This is a genomic window from Egibacteraceae bacterium (assembly GCA_040905805.1).
Taxonomy (GTDB): Bacteria; Actinomycetota; Nitriliruptoria; order Euzebyales; family Egibacteraceae; genus DATLGH01.
On the sequence record JBBDQS010000132.1, the window covers coordinates 1 to 19,612 of the forward strand.

The 19,612-nt window shown below is 72.3% G+C and carries 14 protein-coding genes; 2 read left to right on the forward strand and 12 right to left on the reverse strand.

Going from position 1 to position 19,612, the window contains the following annotated elements; genetic code table 11:
- Positions 1-529 precede the first annotated feature (529 nt).
- The 6 genes from WD250_14405 to WD250_14430 all read right to left on the reverse strand — a co-directional run bounded on the left by WD250_14405 (position 530) and on the right by WD250_14430 (position 8,961).
- Complete coding sequence (locus WD250_14405; protein MEX2621403.1) at positions 530-751, reverse strand: hypothetical protein; 222 nt, start codon at positions 749-751, stop codon at positions 530-532.
- Positions 752-1,002: 251 nt separating this feature from the next.
- On the reverse strand, positions 1,003-3,456 hold the full coding sequence (locus WD250_14410; GenBank protein ID MEX2621404.1) for a DNA translocase FtsK: 2,454 nt from the start codon (positions 3,454-3,456) through the stop codon (positions 1,003-1,005).
- Between the two features lie 4 nt (positions 3,457-3,460).
- On the reverse strand, positions 3,461-5,113 hold the full coding sequence (locus WD250_14415) for a ribonuclease J (protein MEX2621405.1): 1,653 nt from the start codon (positions 5,111-5,113) through the stop codon (positions 3,461-3,463).
- Entirely contained in the window at positions 5,113-6,000 is an 888-nt protein-coding gene (gene dapA, locus WD250_14420) for a 4-hydroxy-tetrahydrodipicolinate synthase (GenBank protein ID MEX2621406.1), read from the reverse strand. Before dapA ends, WD250_14415 begins: the two co-directional genes overlap by 1 nt.
- 38 nt (positions 6,001-6,038) lie before the next feature.
- A complete protein-coding gene (locus WD250_14425) occupies positions 6,039-7,343 on the reverse strand; it encodes a HAMP domain-containing sensor histidine kinase (GenBank protein ID MEX2621407.1) in 1,305 nt (434 codons plus the stop codon).
- Between the two features lie 4 nt (positions 7,344-7,347).
- Positions 7,348-8,961, reverse strand: coding sequence for an FAD-dependent thymidylate synthase (locus WD250_14430; GenBank protein MEX2621408.1), 1,614 nt, complete (start codon positions 8,959-8,961; stop codon positions 7,348-7,350).
- Between the two features lie 26 nt (positions 8,962-8,987).
- Here WD250_14430 and WD250_14435 point away from each other — a divergent pair, with 26 nt between their 5' ends.
- Together WD250_14435 and WD250_14440 are read left to right on the forward strand one after the other, a co-directional pair.
- A complete protein-coding gene (locus WD250_14435) occupies positions 8,988-10,064 on the forward strand; it encodes a PP2C family protein-serine/threonine phosphatase (GenBank protein ID MEX2621409.1) in 1,077 nt (358 codons plus the stop codon).
- 136 nt (positions 10,065-10,200) lie between these two features.
- Positions 10,201-11,946, forward strand: a complete 1,746-nt coding sequence (locus WD250_14440; GenBank protein ID MEX2621410.1) for a cell wall-binding repeat-containing protein — start codon at positions 10,201-10,203, stop codon at positions 11,944-11,946.
- Positions 11,947-11,982: 36 nt separating this feature from the next.
- Here WD250_14440 and WD250_14445 read toward each other — a convergent pair whose 3' ends face one another.
- From WD250_14445 to WD250_14470, 6 genes are all read right to left on the reverse strand, one after another.
- Complete coding sequence (locus tag WD250_14445; protein MEX2621411.1) at positions 11,983-13,317, reverse strand: Ig-like domain-containing protein; 1,335 nt, start codon at positions 13,315-13,317, stop codon at positions 11,983-11,985.
- A 30-nt stretch (positions 13,318-13,347) separates the two neighbouring features.
- A complete protein-coding gene (gene dapB, locus WD250_14450; GenBank protein ID MEX2621412.1) occupies positions 13,348-14,061 on the reverse strand; it encodes a 4-hydroxy-tetrahydrodipicolinate reductase in 714 nt (237 codons plus the stop codon).
- A 10-nt stretch (positions 14,062-14,071) separates the two neighbouring features.
- Positions 14,072-15,367, reverse strand: coding sequence for a pitrilysin family protein (locus WD250_14455; GenBank protein MEX2621413.1), 1,296 nt, complete (start codon positions 15,365-15,367; stop codon positions 14,072-14,074).
- Entirely contained in the window at positions 15,367-17,820 is a 2,454-nt protein-coding gene (locus WD250_14460) for a polyribonucleotide nucleotidyltransferase (GenBank protein MEX2621414.1), read from the reverse strand. Before WD250_14460 ends, WD250_14455 begins: the two co-directional genes overlap by 1 nt.
- 206 nt (positions 17,821-18,026) lie before the next feature.
- Positions 18,027-18,284: a 30S ribosomal protein S15 gene (gene rpsO / locus WD250_14465; protein ID MEX2621415.1), complete on the reverse strand. Its 258-nt coding sequence runs from the start codon at positions 18,282-18,284 to the stop codon at positions 18,027-18,029.
- A gap of 214 nt (positions 18,285-18,498) precedes the next feature.
- Positions 18,499-19,612 (reverse strand): NAD(P)/FAD-dependent oxidoreductase (locus WD250_14470; GenBank protein MEX2621416.1); only part of this gene is annotated, 1,114 nt, incomplete at its 5' end.

Here is a 19,612-nt window from a genome sequence, read left to right on the forward strand (position 1 = left end):
GTCCGACAGGGAGAATAACACGCTTGTAGTCTTAAGTAAACGGTATTGGGGCTAGCCCCCAGCGGCTCAGCTGAGGGAGCCAATTGGGTTCTGGTGGTGGCCCTCGCGGATCAGCCATCCGACCCTGGCCCAACGCGCAGGTCGACGGGCTCGACGTCGTCGGCCGGCGTGAACCCGAGCACCTGGCCGTACAAGGCCAACTCGGCCTCGACCGCCCGGCGGATCGTCGCCTCCTGGCTCCAGCGTGCCGCTCCCCGGCGAACGCGATGTAGGCGTGGGGGATACCCCCTACACCCCGTGCGGCCAGGGCCGCGACCATCTGCTCGGCCTGGGACGGCGGCACGACCTTGTCCTCGAGCCCATGCAGGAACAGCACCGGGACGGTGATGCGGTCGGCGTGGTGCAGGGGCGAGCGCTCGCGGTAGACGTCGCGCGCCTCGGGCCAGGGCCGACGAGCCCGTCGAGGTAGCGGACTCGAACGTGTGCGTCTCCTGGGCGAGCATGGCGAGGTCCGCTACACCGAAGTGGCTCACGCCCGCAGCGAACTGGGAGTGAGGTCGGCGTCGGCGTAGCGGTCCGACCGCGGGCGGGGCGGCTCAGGGGTGATCGGTGCGGGGTCCTGCCCCGGGCGCTGGCGGTACAGGCGCTGGTCGGTGAAGTTGGCGAACCACACCGTGGCGTTCCGCACGCAGAAGGCGCCCCCGCCGTACTCATGGGCCAAGGTGCGCACGTCGAACCCGGCCGGCGTCACGTCCTCAGGTCGGCCATCTGGAGCCTGGCGGAACAGGACGGTGCGCGCCTCGGCGGGCCGCCCTTCCGACCACCACCACGCCCGCGTCGATGGCGACCGGCCCGAGACCGACCAATGTGCCCAGGGGCGCGTCCACCGAGATCGGCGAGGGCCACGCGCCATAGGCCACGACGTCGGGCACGGTCTCCTCCCTGGCTGGGGACGGGGTCGCGGCTCCTGTGTCGATGCGGTCGCGGATTCCGCCACCCGGACTACACGGTCGTTCCCGGATCCTCTCGTAGTGGGAGCCCTTCTTGGCCGGCACCATCACGCCCGAGAGCAGCTCCGCCGAGGCGCTGCTCGAGCTCCTCGACGCTCATCAGGACCTGGCGGGCCTTGGGTCCGACCGACTCGCCGACCACGCCCATGTCCTCGAGCTCGTCCATGAGCCGGCCGGCGCGGGCGAACCCGACCTTGAGCTTGCGCTGCAGCATCGAGGTCGACCCGAGCCCGGAGCGCACGACCAGCTCCATCGCCGCCGTCGTCAGGTCCGCGTCGGTGGCGTCGTCGCCGGTGACGTTCTGCCGCGCCTCGGCCTCGGTGCGCACGACGCCGGGGGCGTAGTCGGCCTCGCGCTGGGACTTGCAGACCGCCACGATCTGCTCGATCTCGGTCTCGTCGACATAGCAGCCCTGGATGCGGTGCGGCTTGGACGCGTTGGCCGGCATGAACAGCATGTCCCCGTGGCCGACCAGCTTCTCCGCCCCGTACTGGTCGAGAATCGTCTTCGAGTCGTGCCCGGTCGCCATCGCCAGCGCGATCCGCGACGGCACGTTGGCCTTGATGAGGCCGGTGACCACGTCCACCGACGGCCGCTGGGTCGCGACGATCATGTGGATGCCGACGGCACGGGCCATCTGCGAGATCCGCACGATGTGGCTCTCGACGTCGCGGGGCGCGATCATCATGAGGTCGCTGAGCTCGTCGATGACGAACACGATGTAGGGCAGCGGCTCCCACACCGTGTCGGCCTTGCCCGACAGCGCCGGCGCCTGCCGCACACTGCCGTCCCGCACGGCGGTGTTGTAGGAGTCGATGTTGCGGTAGCCGAGCATCGCCAGGCGCTCGTAGCGCTGCTCCATCTCGTGGACCGTCCAGTCGAGCGCCTCGGTGGCGCGCTTGGGGTCGGTGACCACCGGGTTCAGCAGGTGCGGCACGCCCTCGTAGGTGTTGAGCTCCACGCGCTTGGGGTCCACGAGGATCATCCGCACCTGGTCCGGACGGGTGCGCATGAGCAGGCTCGTCACGATGGCGTTCATGGTCACCGACTTGCCCGAGCCGGTGGCCCCCGCGATCAGCAGGTGGGGCATGCTCGCCAGGTTGATCATCAACGCGTGGCCGGCGATGTCCTTGCCCACGCCGACCGCCAGCGGGTGCATCTGCGCCTTGGCCTCCGGGGAGCGCAGGACGTCGCCCAGCGTGATGAGGTCGCGGTCGCGGTTGGGGACCTCCACGCCGATCGCGGACTTGCCGGGGATCGGGGCCACGATGCGGATCTCGGGCGTGGCCAGCGCGTAGGAGATGTCGTCGCCGAGCTTGGTGACCGCCGAGACCTTGGTCCCCGGCTCCAGGGTGACCTCGAAGCGGGTGACGGTCGGCCCGCGGGACATCCGGCTGACCCCCGCGCCCACGTTGAACTGGCGCAGCGTGCGCTCCAGTGCGTCCTGCATCTGGCCGAGCTCGCGCTTGTTGCCCACCGCCTCGCGCCCGGTGCGCAGCAGCGACAGGTCCGGCAGCGCATAGTGCTCCCAGTCCTCGGCGGGCGGGGCGAGCATCGTCGCCGCTCCGGCCGTGTCGTGATCGACACCGGTGGGCATCAGCTGCGTGTCCGACAGCTCCGACTCCGAGGCGGCCTGGTCGTCGTGGTCGTCCTCGTCGGCATCGTCCAGGGCCACTGTCTGCTCCCCGGCATCCAGCACGATGGTGGGATCGTCGGCTTCCTCGGCGTCGGCCTCATCGGCCTCATCGGCCTCCGCGTCCGCCTCCAGCGCGCGGCGGGCGCGACGCTCGGCCACCCGGTCGCGCACGGCGCGCACCCGGCCCGCGGCGTGGTCCGCGGCGTGGTCCGCGAGCACCCGCGGCGACGTGCCGGTGGCCAGCAGCAAGCCGGTCGCGGCCAGCGCCACCAGCAGCACCGTGGCTCCGCCGGTCGCGGCGACCGCCCGCAGCGGCAGGGCGACGGCGGCCCCGGCGTAGCCCGCGGCGCGCCACAGCGCGGCTTGGTCGGCGTCGATGCTCGGCGCTCCGGCCCCGAGGTGCCACAGCCCCAGCAGGCCCACGAGCGCCAGCCCGACCCCCGCGACCGTCCGGGCGTTCGCCTCCCGGGGCTCGCGCAGCAGGAGCACCCCGGCGGCCGCGAGCACCGGCGGCGCCGCGAGGCCGAAGAGCCCGAAGACCCCGCGGAAGGTGCCCTCCAGGAACACGCCGACGATGCCCGCTGCCTCGGCGTAGAGTCCCAGCGCGGTCAACGCGGCGAGGACCAGCAGCGCGATGCCCCAGATGTCGCGCAGGTAGTCACCGACCGTTGCTTCGTGGGTGGAGCGCGCCGAGGTCTTGGCGGGTCGCTGGTTCGCCTGTCCGCCCTTGGCCTTCCTCGGTGGCGTCCGCCCGGACGCACCCCGCTTCGCACCCGACGGCTTCTTGCGGTCGGTCCTGGGGCCAGCCACGGCTCTACAGCTCCACGATGACCGGCAGGATCACGGGACGGCGGCCGACCTGCTCGCGCCAGAAGCGGGCGAGGGCCTGCACGCTGGTACGCCGGACCACGCCCTCGTCCCCGTCACCGTCGTGGCGGTGCAGCTCGTCGACGAGCACCTTGGCGGCGTGCTCCAGCAGCACCGCCTGCTCGGGCTCGTAGATGATGCCCTGCTGCAAGACGCCCGGCTCGCCCACGACCCGGGCGTGCTGGTCCACGGTGATCACCGCGATGCAGATGCCTTCTCCGGCGAGTCGCTCGCGGTCGCGCAGGACCGCGTTGCCCACGTCGCCGACACCGAGCCCGTCGACGAACACCAGGCCCGGGCGGAACGAGTCGCCACGCCGCACCTGGCCGTCCTCCAGCAGCACGGTGTCGCCGTCCTCGCAGATGAACACCCGCTCGCCGGGTGTGCCGGTCTCCCGGGCGATGGCGGCGTGGGCCACGAGGTGACGGTACTCGCCGTGCACCGGGATGAAATGCCGGGGGCGCACGATGTTGTGGTAGAAGCGCAGGTCGTCGGCGGCTGCGTGGCCCGACACGTGCACGTCCGCGATGCCCTTGTGCACCACGTCGGCCCCCTGGCGGAACAGCCCGTTGATGGACTTGTAGATCGCATGCTCGTTGCCGGGGATGACGCTTGACGCCATCACGACCGTGTCCCCCGCGGACAGGTGCACCTGCTTGTGCTGGCCTGCGGCCATGAGCGAGAGGGCGGCATAGGGCTCGCCCTGGGAGCCCGTGCAGATGATGACCGCCTCGTGGCTCTCCATGCGGTCGACTTGGGCCATCTCCACCACGTCGGCGTCACGGTAGTGCAGGTAACCGAGCTCGCGCCCGATCGGCATGTTGCGCACCATCGAGCGACCGACGAAGCACACCTTGCGCCCGATGGCGGTGGCCGCGTCGATGATCTGCTGGACGCGGTGCACGTGGCTTGCGAACGTCGTCACGATGATGCGCCCGTTGGCCTTGCCGAAGACCTCGGCCATGGTGCGCCCGATGACCCGCTCGGTGGGCACGTGGCCGCGGGTGTCGGCGCCGGTGGAGTCGGCCAGCAGCAGGGCGACACCCTCGTCGCCGAGCTGGGCGAGGTGGGGCAGGTCGGTGGGCTTGTCGTCGATCGGCGTCTGGTCGAGCTTGAAGTCGCCGGAGTGCAGGATCATGCCGTGGGGGGTGTGCACGGCCACGGCCAGACCGTCGGGGATCGAGTGCGCGACCCCGACGAACTCCATGTCGAACGGGCCGGTGGTGATGCGTTCGCCGGCCTCGACCTGGCGCAGGTCGGGCGTGATGTCGGGGTACTCCTCGAGCTTCGCCCGGATCAAGCCGAGGGTCAGGCGCGTGGCGTACACCGGGACGCCGGGGAAGTCGCGCCAGAAGAACGGCAGCGCCCCCATGTGGTCCTCGTGCCCGTGGGTGATGACCGCGCAGTGGATGTCTGCCGCGCGATCCTTCAGCGCGGACCAGTCCGGCAGGATCAGGTCGATGCCGTGGTGCTCCGCGTCGGGGAAGATCAGGCCGACGTCGATCAGCGCGATACGGCCGTCGACCTCCACCGAGGCCATGTTGCGGCCGATCTCGCCGAGACCGCCGAAGAACGAGACGCGAACGGGGGGGGATGCCATCAGCGGGTCACCCCCGCGGCCGCGAGCGCGTCGGCGACGGCCGCGTCCACGGCGTCGTCCGCGTCGACCAGCGGCAGGCGGACCGGCCCACCTGGGAGTCCGAGCTGGCGCAGGGCGGCCTTCAGGGGCCCCGGACTCGGGTCGGCGGTCATGAGGGTGGTCATGAGGGGCAGGATGCGCAGGTGGATGTCTCGGGCCTTTCCTGGATTGGTGGCAAAGCAGTCGATCATGGTGGCCATCTCCGTGCCGACCAGGTGCGAGGACACCCCGACCACGCCCACCCCGCCGACGGCGAGCAGTGGGAGGGTGGCGGCGTCGTCGCCGGCGAGCACGTCGAAATCGTCGGGCTTGCGGGCGATCAGCCACCCGGCCTTGGTGAAGTCGCCGACCGCGTCCTTCACGCCCTTGATGTTCTCGACCGACTCCGCCAGGGTCAGCAGCGTCTCGGGGGCGATCTCACGGGCCGTGCGGGCTGGGATGTTGTACAGCAGCACCGGAAGGTCGACCGCCTCGGCCACGGTGGCGAAGTGGGCGACCAGCCCCCGTTGCGACGGCTTGTTGTAGTACGGGGTGACCACGAGGAGCCCGTCGACGCCCCTGCCGGCGGCCTCTTTCGCCAGAGCCGCGGTCGCTGCGGTGTCGTTCTTGCCGACACCCGCGACGATCGTCGCCCGGTCGCCGACCGCCTCGACCACCGCGGAGAACAGGTCGAGCGTCTCGTCGTGCGACAGGGTCGGTGACTCACCGGTCGTGCCGGCGACCACGAGCCCGTCGCTGCCGTGCTCGACGAGATGGGTCGCCAGACGCTGCGCACCGTCGAGGTCGAGGGCGCGGTCTGGGGTGAAGGGCGTCGCCATGGCGGTGAGCACCCGTCCGAAGATCGGCACTGCCGGTGTCCTTGGGTCGGAATACGACGGCTGTGAGTCTATCCGCTGGTCTCCTCGATGCCGTCGACCCGCGGTCGGTCGCGCTCGTCGTCGGCACTGGGCGCGGCCGTCGGTGACAGCCGGAAGGCCACGAGGAACCGCGCGCCGCCCTCCGGGCTGTGCTCGTGGCGCACCTCCGCGCCCATCGCCTCCGCCAGCTCCGCAACCAGCGGCAGCCCGACCCGGGGACCCCCGCCCTCGTCGGGCGGGTCGAACAGCCGGTGCGCCGCAGCCGACGGGATCCCCGGCCCGTCGTCGCTTACCGCCAGCACGCCGTGGCCGCCCCCGGCCGCGGTCGTGACCGTGACCCGCGTCCCCGCCGGCGTGTGCTCGACGACGTTCTCCAGCAGGTTCGAGACGATCCTGCGCGCCGCCCGCCCGTCGGCCACCACCTTCACCTGACCGAAGTCGACCTGGAGGTCGTAGGGCTCCAGCCGCGACCCGAGCGCCACGACGCAGTCCTCGACGACCCGCCGCAGCAGCACGGGCTCCAGGCGCATCCCGCTCTCGTCCACCAGGCCGACGTCGGTGAGCTGGGCGACCTCGGCGTCCAGCTTGGCCACCCCCATCCGCAACCGTGCTGCCAGCCGGCCTCGCGCGGCCTCGTCGAGGGTGCCCCATCCCTGGTCGAGCCCTTCGGCGACCTCCTCCAGCTCGCGCAACGGCGAGCGCACGTCGACGCTGGCCTGCCGGGCGAACGAACGGCGGCGGTGGCCGCGGCGGCGCACGCTCTCGGCTTCCTGGCCTGCTTGGGCGATGAGCTCGTGCAGGCGGCTGGCATAGGTGGCCGACAGGTAGCCGGTGGAGACCACCCCGGCCAGGCTCACGAGCAGGATGGGGACGCGTTCGCCGAGCTCGGGGCGGTGCAGCAGCGCCGGGTGCAGTCCCATCTCCTCCAGGCCGAGCTGCAGCACGCCCAAGGCCGTGGTGAACACTGTGAACGCCAGGGCGGTGCCGGGACCGAGCAGGATGCCCGCGCTCACCACCACGATCGTGTACAGCATGACCAAACCGGAGCCGGTCCCACCGAAGAAGGCGACGGCCCCCCCGAGCACGAGCGCGTCAGCCAGCAGCGAGGCGATCACCGCCGTGCGGGGATAGGCCACCGACTGCTTGAAGTAGGCCGTGGTGACCACGGCGAGCACCGGCACGCCCAACACCAGGGGCCACACCTCGCGCCCGAAGATCCCGGACAGCACGGCGACCCCGACGAAGTACGCTGCGCCCCCCACAGCCCGCACGAGCCCGAAGCGCCGCAGGAGCACGTCGTCGGGGGTGGGGATGCGCTGGCTGCCGGTGGCCACTACCTCAGGCCCCCGACGCGACCCGGCGGGCCTCCGCCGCGCGCTCGGACTCCAGCCGCTCGAGATCGCTCGGCTCCTCACCGGCGAATCGCATCATCTCAGCCACCGCCGGGTGCCCGGCTTCGGTCGCGATCAGGGCCCGCATGGCCTGGGCGATCCGTCGGTACGAGGGGTGGCCCTGCGGTCCGGTGCGCAGCTCGATCAGCTGCATGGCCGCCCGGGCGTTCATCTGCATCGAGTAGCGCAGCTTCCAGGCGAAGCCGACGGCGTACTGCGCCTGGCGCGGCAGGTCGGGGTGCACCATCGCCCACAGGTCCGACTGGCGGGCCAGGGCTCGGTGCCACGCCCCCTCGACGCCGGCGGCGCTGATCTCGGGCGGCGTCTCGTACCCGTGCCGGGGGGTCAGCTCCTGCCAGTCGATGGTCAGCATGCGGTGCCGCTGGAGATCGCGGAAGGCCCCGTAGTCGCTGCAGATGTCGAACCGGTACCACACCCGCTCCAACGCGCGCCCCGGCTTGTGGCGCCGGTTGCGCCGCTCCCCCACGTAGGCCCGGACGACCCGGACCCGGTCGCCGGCAGGCATGTCGCGCACGATGTCGCGCAGCTGGGTCTCGGGCAGGTGGCTGTGGGGGTACAGCATGCCCGTGACCAACTCGACCTCGGCGTCGGGGCTGTAGGCGACGAGCTCGACCTCCCCGGCGGTCCGCGGCTTTGTCTGGGCGAGCAGCTCCTCGGCGACCGCCCGGGTCTCGGCGCGCGTGCCGGCGAGGTAGCCGGCCCACACCTCTCCGCGCTCCGGGCGGTCGACCCGGTCGAGGAACGAGGGGATGACCTGCCGCAGCTCACCCAGCAGCGCGTGCCCGACGTCGCGCGCCTCGGCCAGCTCGTGGCCCCGCAACCGCAGCAGCAGCTGCTCGTAGGACTGGCCGCTGGCGAAGATGCCGACGTTGGACACGGTCGCCGCCGGCAGCAGGCCGCGGAGCAGGTCGCAGACCTTGGCCATCGTGGCGTTGCGGTAGACCCCATCGGAGGTGATGTCATCCTGCGGGAACTGGCGGCGGACCCACTGCGCCATAGGCTCGAACAAGGCCGTGTAGTCGCCGAACACCGCGTCCAGGGTCGCTTCGTAGGCCTGGGCATGGGGCCCGGCCATCACGTCGGGGTCCCGGTAGTAGCGGTAGCGACCGCCCGGGCGGTCGTCGTAGGCCATGTAGCGGGTCGACTGCTCGAGGTAGGCCGCCAGCCGGCCCCACTCCAGGATCTTTGTGAGCAGGTTCGACGCCTGCTCCACGGCGACGTGGGCTCCCCCGAGCTGGGCGACCGAGTCGTCGCCGTACTCGACGAACACCCGCTCGTACAGGCGCGCGGCACGGCCGGGCTCCGGGGGCGCGGGCGCCTGCGCGCCGTCCCCGTGCCCCAGATCGTCGGCGAACTCGTCCAGGAGCAGACGCCGCAGGCTCTTGGCAGACCGCGAGTAACGGGCGAAGAGGGCGCCCTTCACGACCTCGGGCATCCCGACCAGGGCGAACACGGGGTGCTCGGTGTTGGTGACATGCCGGCGCAGGAGCTCCTGCTCGTCCAGGGTGAAGGGCTCACGAACGTACGGGTGACGGTCCACACCCTCAGGCTACAATCTCCCCTTCCATGGAGTCTCTCCGGTCGCCTGCGCTGCGGTTGGTGGACGAAGCCGCGCTCGCCCTGCACCAGTCCGCGCTGACCGCCGAGCAGGTGACGGACCTGCTCGTCGCGTTGGTCGGCGACCTCGGTCTGGCCGAGAACCCGGTGTTCCGGGCGGGACAGGTCACGACGGAGTCACCCCTGGAGGGGTTGGTTCCCGCGCCGGTCTACCGGGGCACCACCGCCTCGGGACGGACGAGGCTCGCGGGCGTGCTGTGGTACCGGCCGATGAGCGGGGATGTCTCCCACCACGTGGAGTCGCTGACCGCCCATGCCAGCCTGGCCCTGGCCGCGGTCGCGGACCGCGACGAGGTGGCCCGCCGCGAGGACAGCGTCCGGCGTATCGCCGAGAAGCTCCAGGACTCCTTGCTGCCCCCGCTGCCCCCGCTGGACCAGACCCTGCTGGCCGTGGAGTACCGGGCGGCCGGCCGCGACACCCGCGTCGGCGGGGACTTCTACGACGTCTTTCCGATGCCCGACGGGCGGGTGCTCATCGTGGTGGGTGACGTCATGGGCAAGGGGGTCGAGGCCGCCAGCCGGACCTCGCGCATCACCCAGACCCTGCGGGCGCTGGCGATGCAGGGCCTCGACCTGGACGAGCTGCTCGCACGCGTCGACGAGCAGGTGAGCTTCCAGGACCCCGACATCATGGCCACGTTGTGGTGCGGGCTCTACATCCCGGCGACCGGGGAGCTGGACTTCGCCTCCCTGGGCCACCCGCCGGCGCTGCTCGTGCGGGGCGGCAACGAGGACCCCATCCACCTCACGCTGCGCGGGCTGCCGCTCGGCCTGCGCGACCTCTCGGATGAGCCGCCTGAGGTCCGCGACCGACGGTTGGCCCCCCGGGACCTGCTGGTGCTCTACACCGACGGGGTCATCGAGTCCAGCGGTGACGTGATCGCCGGCCTGGAGGCCCTCCACGACGCCATCCGGGACCGCCGCAACGAGCCCCTCGACCAGCTCGTGGGCGAGTGCCTGGACGAGCTGCTCGACCAGGGTGGCCACACCGACGACGCCGTCATGCTGCTGCTGCGCCGCCGCTGACTCCCTGCGTTGCGGATCAAGGCCGTGTGCTGGCCCTGATTCGCCACACCCTGCCTCTACACTCTGCGCCGAGGGGTGTGCCGGTTGGCACACAGCAACCGCGCAGATGCCGAGCACGTGTCCAGGGGGGGACGACATGACCGAACGCACCGCTGGCGGCGCCAGGGGCAGCTATCAGCCCAAACGGCCCCGGGCCCTTGCGGGACTGGTCGTGCTCACGCTGGCGGGAGCCCTGGTCGCCGGAGCGGTGCCCACAGGCACCGCAGCCCCCTCCTCCGCTGCTGCCGCAATCACATCGCAGCAGTCAGCAGTCGAGCGCATCGCCGGCTCGGACCGCTACGCGACGGCTGCCCTGCTCGCCCGCCGCGCAGCAACGGGGGGCGCGGAGCGGGTGTGGCTGGTGACCGGTCTGGACTTCCCCGACGCACTGGCCGCCTCGGCCAGCGGGGACCCGGTGTTGCTGGTGACGCCCGACCAGGTGCCCGACGCCACCGCCGCAGCGCTGGCCGACATCGCGCCCGACCAGGTCGTGGCCGCCGGCGGGACCTCAGTCATCAGCGACAGCGTGCTGGCTGCGGCTGGGGACCTGGCGCAGGCCGGCACGTCCAGGACCAGCGGCACCGACCGCTACGCGACCGCCGCGGCGGTAGCGGACCGCACACACCCCGACGGCGCCCGCACCGTGTGGCTGGCGACCGGCCTCGACTTCCCCGACGCCCTGGCAGCCGGTGCGGTGGCCGGCGTCGAGGACGCTCCACTGCTGCTTGCCGCCGGCGACCGCCTGACCCCTGCGGTGCGCGCCGCCCTGGCGCGCCTATCACCGAGCGAGATCGTGGTGGTCGGCGGCGAGCAGGCGGTGTCCGCCGCCGCCGAGCAGGAGGCCGCCGACGCGAGCGACGGTGCGCAGGTCACCCGCTTGGGCGGCCCCGGCCGCTTCCACACGGCAGCGCTGATCGTCGAGCGCGCCCGCGACGCGCACGGTCGCAGCAACCCGGTGTTCCTGGCGACGGGCGAGGACTACCCCGACGCGCTGGCTGCCGGGCCGGCCGCAGTCGCTGCTGGCGGGCCCCTGCTGCTGGCCCAGCGCGACGCGTTGCCCGAACCCACCCGGCAGATGCTGCTGAGCCTGTCGCCCGCGACGGTGCACGTGGTGGGCGGTCCCAACGCGCTGAGCGACTACGCCGCCGACTACGCCGCTCGGCCGCACGAGGAGCCGCGGCCGACCGGCGGCGCGTGTGACCGCTACGACGCCACCGCACCGGGGGTCATCCAGGGCCACCCCGAGGACCAGCGCCCGTCGCTGGACGCATGGAGCGGCCCGTGGATGATCGACCACTTCCGCGATACCTGGGAGCTCGCGGTGCCCTACCGGTGGCGCTTCGACCTCGTGAACACCGTGGGTCACGGGGGCGTCCTGTTCTACGAGGACAGCGAGGCCGAAGGTGGCAACCCCTACGCGCACCGCCACGCACTCACGGTCTTCTGCGGCAACCCCTTCCTCGTGGGCGGCGGCCAGGCACTTGACCCCCGCGACCCCGCCCAGATCCGTGCCCACGGGCCGCACGGGCCGCGAGGCCAGCCCACCATCGAGCAGCTCGACACCGGGACGGCGCTCTACAGCGCCCAGTGGCGCAACCTCGGCCATGCCAATCCCACCGACGACTACGTCGTCCAGTACGACTACGTCGCGGTCGACGCCGACGTGATCATGCTCGTCTATGAGGCGCACAACCGCTTCGCCCGCGACATCGACGGGCGCACCGGTGACATCAATGACGCCATCACCGGCAGCATCAGCCGCGCCGGCCAGGCACCGTGCCCGCCCAACGCCGATCACTGCCGTCGAGACCGCGACCGCACGCAGGGCGGCACGCCTCCCTAGCCGTGACGAGCAGGTCCGGTGGCACCCCGTCGGCCGCTACTGCACCTGGACGGTCGCGCTGCGGATGGCGAGGTCGTGGTGGGGGTTCAGGATCGCCTGTGCACGCACGGTGACCGTCCCGGCCCCGGTGACGAGGAACTCCAGCTGGGCCTCACCGTCCACCGTTTGGGAGTCGGCCGAGAGGTGGTGCGTCGGCGCCCCCGAGGTGGTGAACGTCACGGCCCGGCCGCTGATGGGCGCGCCTCCCTCCGTGGTGAGGGTGGCCGTGGCGGTCACCACGCTCTCCTCGGGGACCGGCCCGGGGTCCACCGTCAGGGTGAACACGTCCCCGCCGGTGCCGGTGCCGAACGACACCTGCACCTGGGCCGAGAGGTTCTGGCCTCCGGCCGTGGCGGTCGCGGTCACGGTGACGACCTCGGTCTCGCTCGACGTGAAGACCAGCGTCGCCTCGCCCTGCGCGTCGGTGACCGCGATGGTCGACGTGGGCGTGGCCCCCTCGCCATCGATGGCGAAGTTCACATCGACGCCCTCGACCGGCTCGCCGTCGAGCTCCAGCGTGGCGGTTGCGTTCACCGCGTTGCCGTGCACGGCGAAGGGCTGATCGCGCACGAGGGTGAGCGTGGGCACCGGCTCGGGCTCCTCGTGCGCCCGCAGCACCTCGAGCAGCCGGATCATGAACGTCGCCAGCTGGTCGCGTCGGGTCGCCGCGGCCGGGCCGAAGGTCTCGGCGTCGAACCCGGCCACGATGCCGAGCTCCGCTGTCTGCTCGACGTTGCCCGAGTGCACGCTGGTCGCGGGGACGTCGTCGAAGCGGGTGGCGCGCTGCTGGTCCAGCTCGAGGGTGCCCGGCGCCGCGAGCTCCACGCCGCGGGCCAGGAAGGACACGAGCTGGTCGCGGCGGATCCGGGTCGCGGGCGAGAACTCCTCTCCCCCGGCAGCACCCCGTGTGACGCCCGCTGCCTTCAGACGGTGGATGGCCTCGTCGTGCGCCGAGCCGACCGGGACGTCGGGGAACCGGTCGGGGTCGGCTGCGGGCAGGTCCGCACCGGCGTGCTGCAGCGTGCGGAAGAGGAACGTCGCCAGCTGGTCACGACGGACATCACCGGCGGGGCGGTAGGTGCCGTCGACGAACCCGGTCACGATCTCGAGCGCGCTGACGCAGTCCACGTTGGCCAGGTGCACCGCGGCGATCTCGCCTCGGTCGGTGAACGGTGCGGGATCACCGTCCTCCGGGCACACGGGGTCGGGATCCTCGGCGGCCTGGCCCCAGGCGGTCCCGTCCGGAACCAGCAGCGGCAGCAACAGCATGAGCCCACCGATCAGGGCGGTGCTGCGCAGGGACCAGTCGCGACGGCTTCTGACCACGGCCATACCACGCTCCTTTCGGGTTGTGCGAGCGGACTACAACAGCGAGTCGAGCCCCACGGTGAGACCGGGCCGGGTCGCCACGGTGCGGATCGCCAGCAGCACCCCGGGCATGAACGCCGTCCGGTCCAGGGCATCGTGGCGGATGGACAGCGTCTGTCCGGGTCCCCCGAACACGACCTCCTGGCTGGCGACGAGCCCCGGCAGCCGCACGCTGTGCACCGGCACGCCGTCGACGAGCAGGCCGCGAGCAGGATCGTCCGCGGGTCCGGGAACGGCTGGCGCCTCCCGTCGCGCGTCGGCGACCAGCCGGGCGGTGCGCAGAGCGGTCCCGCTGGGCGCGTCGACCTTGCGATCGTGGTGCAGCTCGATGATCTCGGCCTGCGGCAGGTGGCGTGCCGCCTGCGCGGCCAGCTGCATCAGCAGCACCGCGCCGATCGCGAAGTTGGGTGCCACGCAGAGGTTGGCGGGACCGGTGAGCTGCTCGAGGTCGGCGAGGTCGTCCTCCGACAGGCCGGTTGCGCCGACCACCGTGTGCACGCCACGCTCCAAGAGCCAGGTGACGTTGCGCTTCACGCTGTCGGGGACGGTGAACTCGACCGCCACATCCGCCCCCGCGTCGATGACCTCCTCGAGCTGGCCCCCCGAGCCGACGCGCGCGACCAGCTCGCAGTCGGCGTCGGCGGCGACCGCCTCGCACACCGCCGAGCCCATCCGGCCGAACGCGCCGAGCACCGCGACCCTGGTCACCGCGGTGACCTCACGCCGCCATGGTCTGCGTGAAGCGGGCCAGTGCCTCCTCGTCGGCGCCGACCGGACCGACGAGGGCCAGCGTGAACGGACCCCCGAGCAGCAGCTCGCCCATCGCAACGACATCGGCGTGCGTCACCGCACCCACCGCCGCGATCATCTCGTCGAGCGACAGCAACGGGGTCCCGGTGATCGCGGCCTTCCCGAGCCGGTTCATGCGGCTGCCGGTGTCCTCCAGGCCCAGCACCATCGATCCGGCGAGCGCGCCCTTGGCCCGCTCCAGCTCCTCTGCGGTGAGGCCACCGTCGAGGGCGCGGGCGAACTCCGCCCGCACGGTCTGGAGCACCTCGTCCAGCTTCTGCGGCGCCGTGCCGGCGTAGACCGCGAAGGTGCCCGCGTCCGCGTGCATGCCGTGGTAGCTGAACACCGAGTAGACGAGGCCCCGTCGCTCGCGGATCTCCTGGAACAGCCGGCTCGCCATGCCCCCGCCCAGCGCCTGGTTCAGGACCGCAGCACCCCAGCGCCGCTCGTCACCGCGGCGCAGACCGGTGCCGCCGAGCACGAGGTGCGCCTGCTCGGTGGCCTTGTGGGTGACCGCGGTGCGGGGCTGCGCCGCGGTCTCCGGCCACACCCGCCGCGTCGTCGCCGCGCCACCGTCGCGCGCGCCCTCCAGGGCGTCCGCGACCTGCTCCACGACCCGGTCGTGCTCCACGTTGCCGGCCACGGCGACGACCAGGTTGGTCGGCACGTACTGGCGCCGGTAGTAGCGGTTGACCTGCTCACGGCGCATCGCGGTGATGGTCGCCTCGCTGCCGAGGACCTCACGACCGAGGGGGTGCTCGCCGAAGTGCGCGGCGCTGAACACGCTGTGCACCAGGTCGTCGGGGGTGTCCAGGTGCATGTGGATCTCTTCGAGCACCACGTCCCGCTCCGCGTCGACGTCAGCGGTGCGGATCCGCGCGGACGTGACCATGTCGCCCAGTACGTCCACCGCCATCGCCAGATCCCGGTCGAGGCAGCGGGCGTAGAAGCAGGTGTACTCCTTGGACGTGAACGCGTTCAGGTCCCCGCCGACGGCGTCGACGGTCTCGGCGATCTCCTGCGCACTGCGACGGCTGGTGCCCTTGAACAGCAGGTGCTCGAGGAAGTGGCTGGCGCCGGCGACGGCGCCCTGCTCGTCACGGGAGCCGCAGCCGACCCAGAAACCCACCGCCACCGAGCGCACGTGGGGCATCGCCTCGGTGACCACCCGCGCCCCGGAAGGCAGGATGGTCGACCGCACGCCCTCCGGGCCGGACGCGGCCATCACCGACGCCGGCGACGCCGGCGACGCAGGTCGCCGCTCTCGTCCTCGGTGCCGGCCGGCTCGTCACTGCCCGAGCCGCGTTCGCGCGACCGGGGCGCGGACTCGTCGCCGCTTCCGCCGCTGCGCTCGCGACGCTCGCGGGCGGGACGCTCGGCCGCGCCGGTACCGGTGGTGTCCGCCGACGCGGGCACGCCCTGAGCACCGGCCGGGGCCGGGGCCGGCGCCGCGGCGGGCGCGGCGGCCGGCGAGGCCTGCTGCTCGGGACCACCCTCGACGATGTCCAGCGAGAACTTGCGTCCGTCCTTGACCTCGCGGACCTCGACCCACATCTTGTCGCCGACGGTCACCGCCTCGTCGGCGTGCTCCAGACGCTTGCTGCCGCCCAGCTTGGAGATGTGCAGCAAGCCGTCGCTGCCCGGGGACAGCGAGACGAACGCCCCGAAGTCGACGGTCTTGACCACGGTGCCGTAGTAGCGCTCGCCCTCCTTCGGCACGACCGGGTTGGCGATCGCCCGGATGCGGTCCAGCGCCATCTGCGCCTTCACCCCATCGGCGGAGTAGATGTGAACGACTCCGCGGCCGTCGGCGTCCTCGACGTCGATGTTCGCGCCCGTCTCGTCGGTGATCTCACGGATGATCTTGCCCTTGGGCCCGATCACCTCGCCGATCTTGTCGGCGGGGATGTACTCGACCAGCACCTTCGGCGCCGAGGGGTTCATCTCCGGGCGGGGCTCGGCGATCGCCTGGCGCATCACGTCGAGGATCTGCAGCCGGGCGTCCTTGGCCTGGGTGAGCGCGCCCGCCAGCAGGTCCGCGGAGATGCCCGAGAGCTTGGTGTCGAGCTGCAGGGCGGTCACGAACTCGCGCGTGCCGGCGACCTTGAAGTCCATGTCGCCGAAGGCGTCCTCGGCGCCGAGGATGTCGGTCAGCGTCGTGTACTTGCCGCCCTCGGCGATCAGGCCCATGGCGATGCCGGCGACCGGAGCGCTGATCGGCACGCCGGCGTCCATCAGCGACAGGGTCGAGGAGCACACGCTGGCCATGGACGTGGAGCCGTTGGAGCTCAGGACCTCGCTGACCAGGCGCAGCGCGTAGGGGAACTCCTCAGCGGTGGGGATCACCGGCAGCAGCGCGCGCTCGGCCAGCGCGCCGTGGCCGATCTCGCGGCGCTTGGGGCCGCGCATGAAGCCGGTCTCGCCGGTGGAGAAGGGGTGGAAGTTGTAGTGGTGCATGTAGCGCTTCTCGACGTTGGGGTCGATCGTGTCCAGGCGCTGGGCGTCGCGCAGCATCCCGAGGGTGAGGATGTTCAGCACCTGGGTCTCACCGCGGCGGAACATGGCGGATCCGTGGGCCCGCGGCAGCAGACCCACCTCGGCCTCCAGTGGCCTGATGTCGCTCGGTCCCCGGCCGTCGATGCGCACGCCGTCGTTCACGACCCGCTGGCGGATGAGCGTCTTCTCCAGGCTGCGGAAGGCGTTCTTCGCCTGCTTCTCCAGCTCCTCGTCGGTGACGGTCAGCTCGCCGGCCTCGGAGAACGCCGCGTCGATGCCCCGCTCACGCAGGTCGGCCGACTTGGCGTTGCGCTCGGACTTGGACAGGTTCTTGTCGCCCAGCACGGCACCGAGCTCGTCGGTGACCGCGCCCGCGACCGCGTCGTAGACCGGTTGGGCGTAGTCGGGGTAGAGCGGGTAGTCGACCTGGCGGGTCCCGGCCAGCCCCACCAGCTCCAGCTGCAGGTCGCAGAGGCGGCGCAGGTGGGGGCGGGACTCCTCGAGGGCGGCGCCCAGGACCTCCTCGGTCGGGGCGGTGCCCCCGAGCTCGACGACTTCGACGACCCGCTCGGTGGCTTCGGCCTCGACCATCAGGATGTCGATCTCGCCGGAATCGGCGTTCAGGCGGCCGGCGACCACCAGGTCGAAGACGGCCTCCTCGGCCAGGAAGGCGAACGTCGGGAACGGGATCCACCGGCCGTCGCGGTCCATGGCCATGCGCACGGCCGCGACCGGCCCTTCGAACGGCACGCCGGCCAGCAGCGTGGCCATCGACGCGCCGTTGATCGCGAGGACGTCGGGCGGGTTCACCTGGTCGGCCGACAGGGTCAGGATCAGGATCTGGATCTCGTTGCGCAGGCCGCTGTCCAGCGTGGGGCGCATCGGGCGGTCGATCAGGCGGCAGGTCAGGGTCGCGGTCTCGCTCGGCCGGCCCTCCCGCTTGAAGAAGCCGCCGGGGATCTTGCCCGCGGCGTACATGCGCTCCTCGTAGTCGACCGTCAGCGGCAGGAAGTCCAAGTGCTCCTTGGGCTTGCCCGACGTCGTGGTCGTCACGTGCAGGATGGTCTCGCCGATGTGGGCGACGACGGCCCCACCGGCCTGGCCGGCGGTCTTGCCGGTCTCGAAGCGGATCTGGGCGTCGCCGACCTTGGTGTCGACCTCGTGCTTTCCTAGTGTGCCCATAGGGATGGGTCCTCCTTCGCGGCGCCAGGCGCCGGGATCAAGGGTCCGTGGGCCAGCCGGTGCGGGTGTCAGTTCCCAGTGGGGAGGTCTGCGCCGGGCGCAGACCTCTCCACTGACAACTGACGCCGCCGTGCCTCGTGGACCCAGTGATGGATGAAAACGGACGACGCCGAGCCATCGGGCCCGGCGTCGACATCATCGGCGTGCTATCGGCGGAGACCGAGTCGCTGGATCAGCGACCGGTAGCGCTCGATATCGGTGCGGTGCAGGTAGTTCAGCAGACGCCGGCGGCGACCGACGAGCTGCAGCAGCCCCCGTCGGGAGTGGTGGTCCTTCTTGTGGGTCTGCAGGTGCTCGGTCAGGTGGGTGATCCGAGCCGTCAACAGCGCCACCTGGACCTCGGGGGATCCGGTGTCCCCTTCCGAGGTGGCGTACTCCGCGACGAGCTCATCCTTGTTCGGGATGACCGCATTGCTCACTCGACTGACTCCTCTTCGTGCGGTCCCGGGAAGTGATGTCGCGAGGGACCGGGCACATCCACCGTCCTGTGCGCCCCGGGCCCGGACCAGGTGACCCGGCCGGGGGGACGCATTTCGCGCAACACCGTCAGCCGTCCTCTTCGAACGGCCTGGGGATAGTCTGCCATGCGTCCGCAACCACCACAACACCACGGTGTTCTCACGGCCCTCCCGGCCCGGGTCGGCAGGCGGCGGCCAGCACCCTGCCAAGCGGCCGGGGCGCGACGAGCCCGCCGCCCAGGGTCAGGTCGACCATGCGGTCGAAGACCGCCTGGTCGGCGGCGGCTGCCGCGACCGCGCCCTCGACCAGGCGCCGATGGCGGATGGCGCGGGCGAGCACCCCGGTGTGGGTGAAGTGCCGCCCCAGGGCGGCCGCCAGCAGCCGGGGGTAGCGCCGGCCCGCCGCCGCGGGGTCCTCGACCGCGCAGGCGCCCGCGAGACGACCGGACAGCAGGGCGTAGTAGATGCCCTCGCCCGACAGCGGGTTGATCAGGGACGCGGCGTCGCCGGCGAGCAGCACCCGCCCCACGGCGGGGACCGGGCGCCGGGACGAGAAGGGCAGGTGATGGGCGCGCAGGGTCGCCGGATCGGGGCGCATGTCCGGCAGGGCCGCGGCCAACCGGTCGTGCAGCTGCGCCTTGCCGCCGTCCAGGCGGTCCCGCAGCAGCCCGTACCCCACGTTCGCCGAGCCGTCCCCCACGGGGAAGGACCACGCGTAGGAGGGCCACCCGGCGGCGACCATCGCGATCAGCTGCTCCGGCGTCCCCGCCGGGGCGGGCGCGTAGCCGCGCACGGCGACCGCGAGGTGATCTGGGGGGTTGGGGACCACCCCGAGCGCGCGCCGCACGGTCGAGCTCGCCCCGTCCGCGCCGATCACCACACGGGCGGCGGTGTGCCCGTCGAGGACGACCAGGCCGGTGCGCTGCTCGACGCGGCGCACCCGCTCGGTGCGCCGCTCGACACCCCGGGCGCCGGCGGCCGCGACCAGGCGGGCGTCGAACACCCGGCGCGGGATGACCCAGTTGTCGCGCCGGCAGCGGCGCGCGGCGACACGGCCGTCCGGTGAGCGCAGCCGGAGCCGGTCGACGGTGGGCCAGCCGTCCAGGACCTCGGCGACCCCCAGGCGGGCGAGCTCGTCACCGGCATGGGCGGCGACCGCATCGCCGCACGGCTTGTCGCGGGGGAACTCGGCCCGGTCGATCAGCAGGATCCGCGCGTCGGGCCGCCGGCCGCGTGCCGCCAGTGCCGCGGCCGCGCCCGCCCGCCCCCCCCCC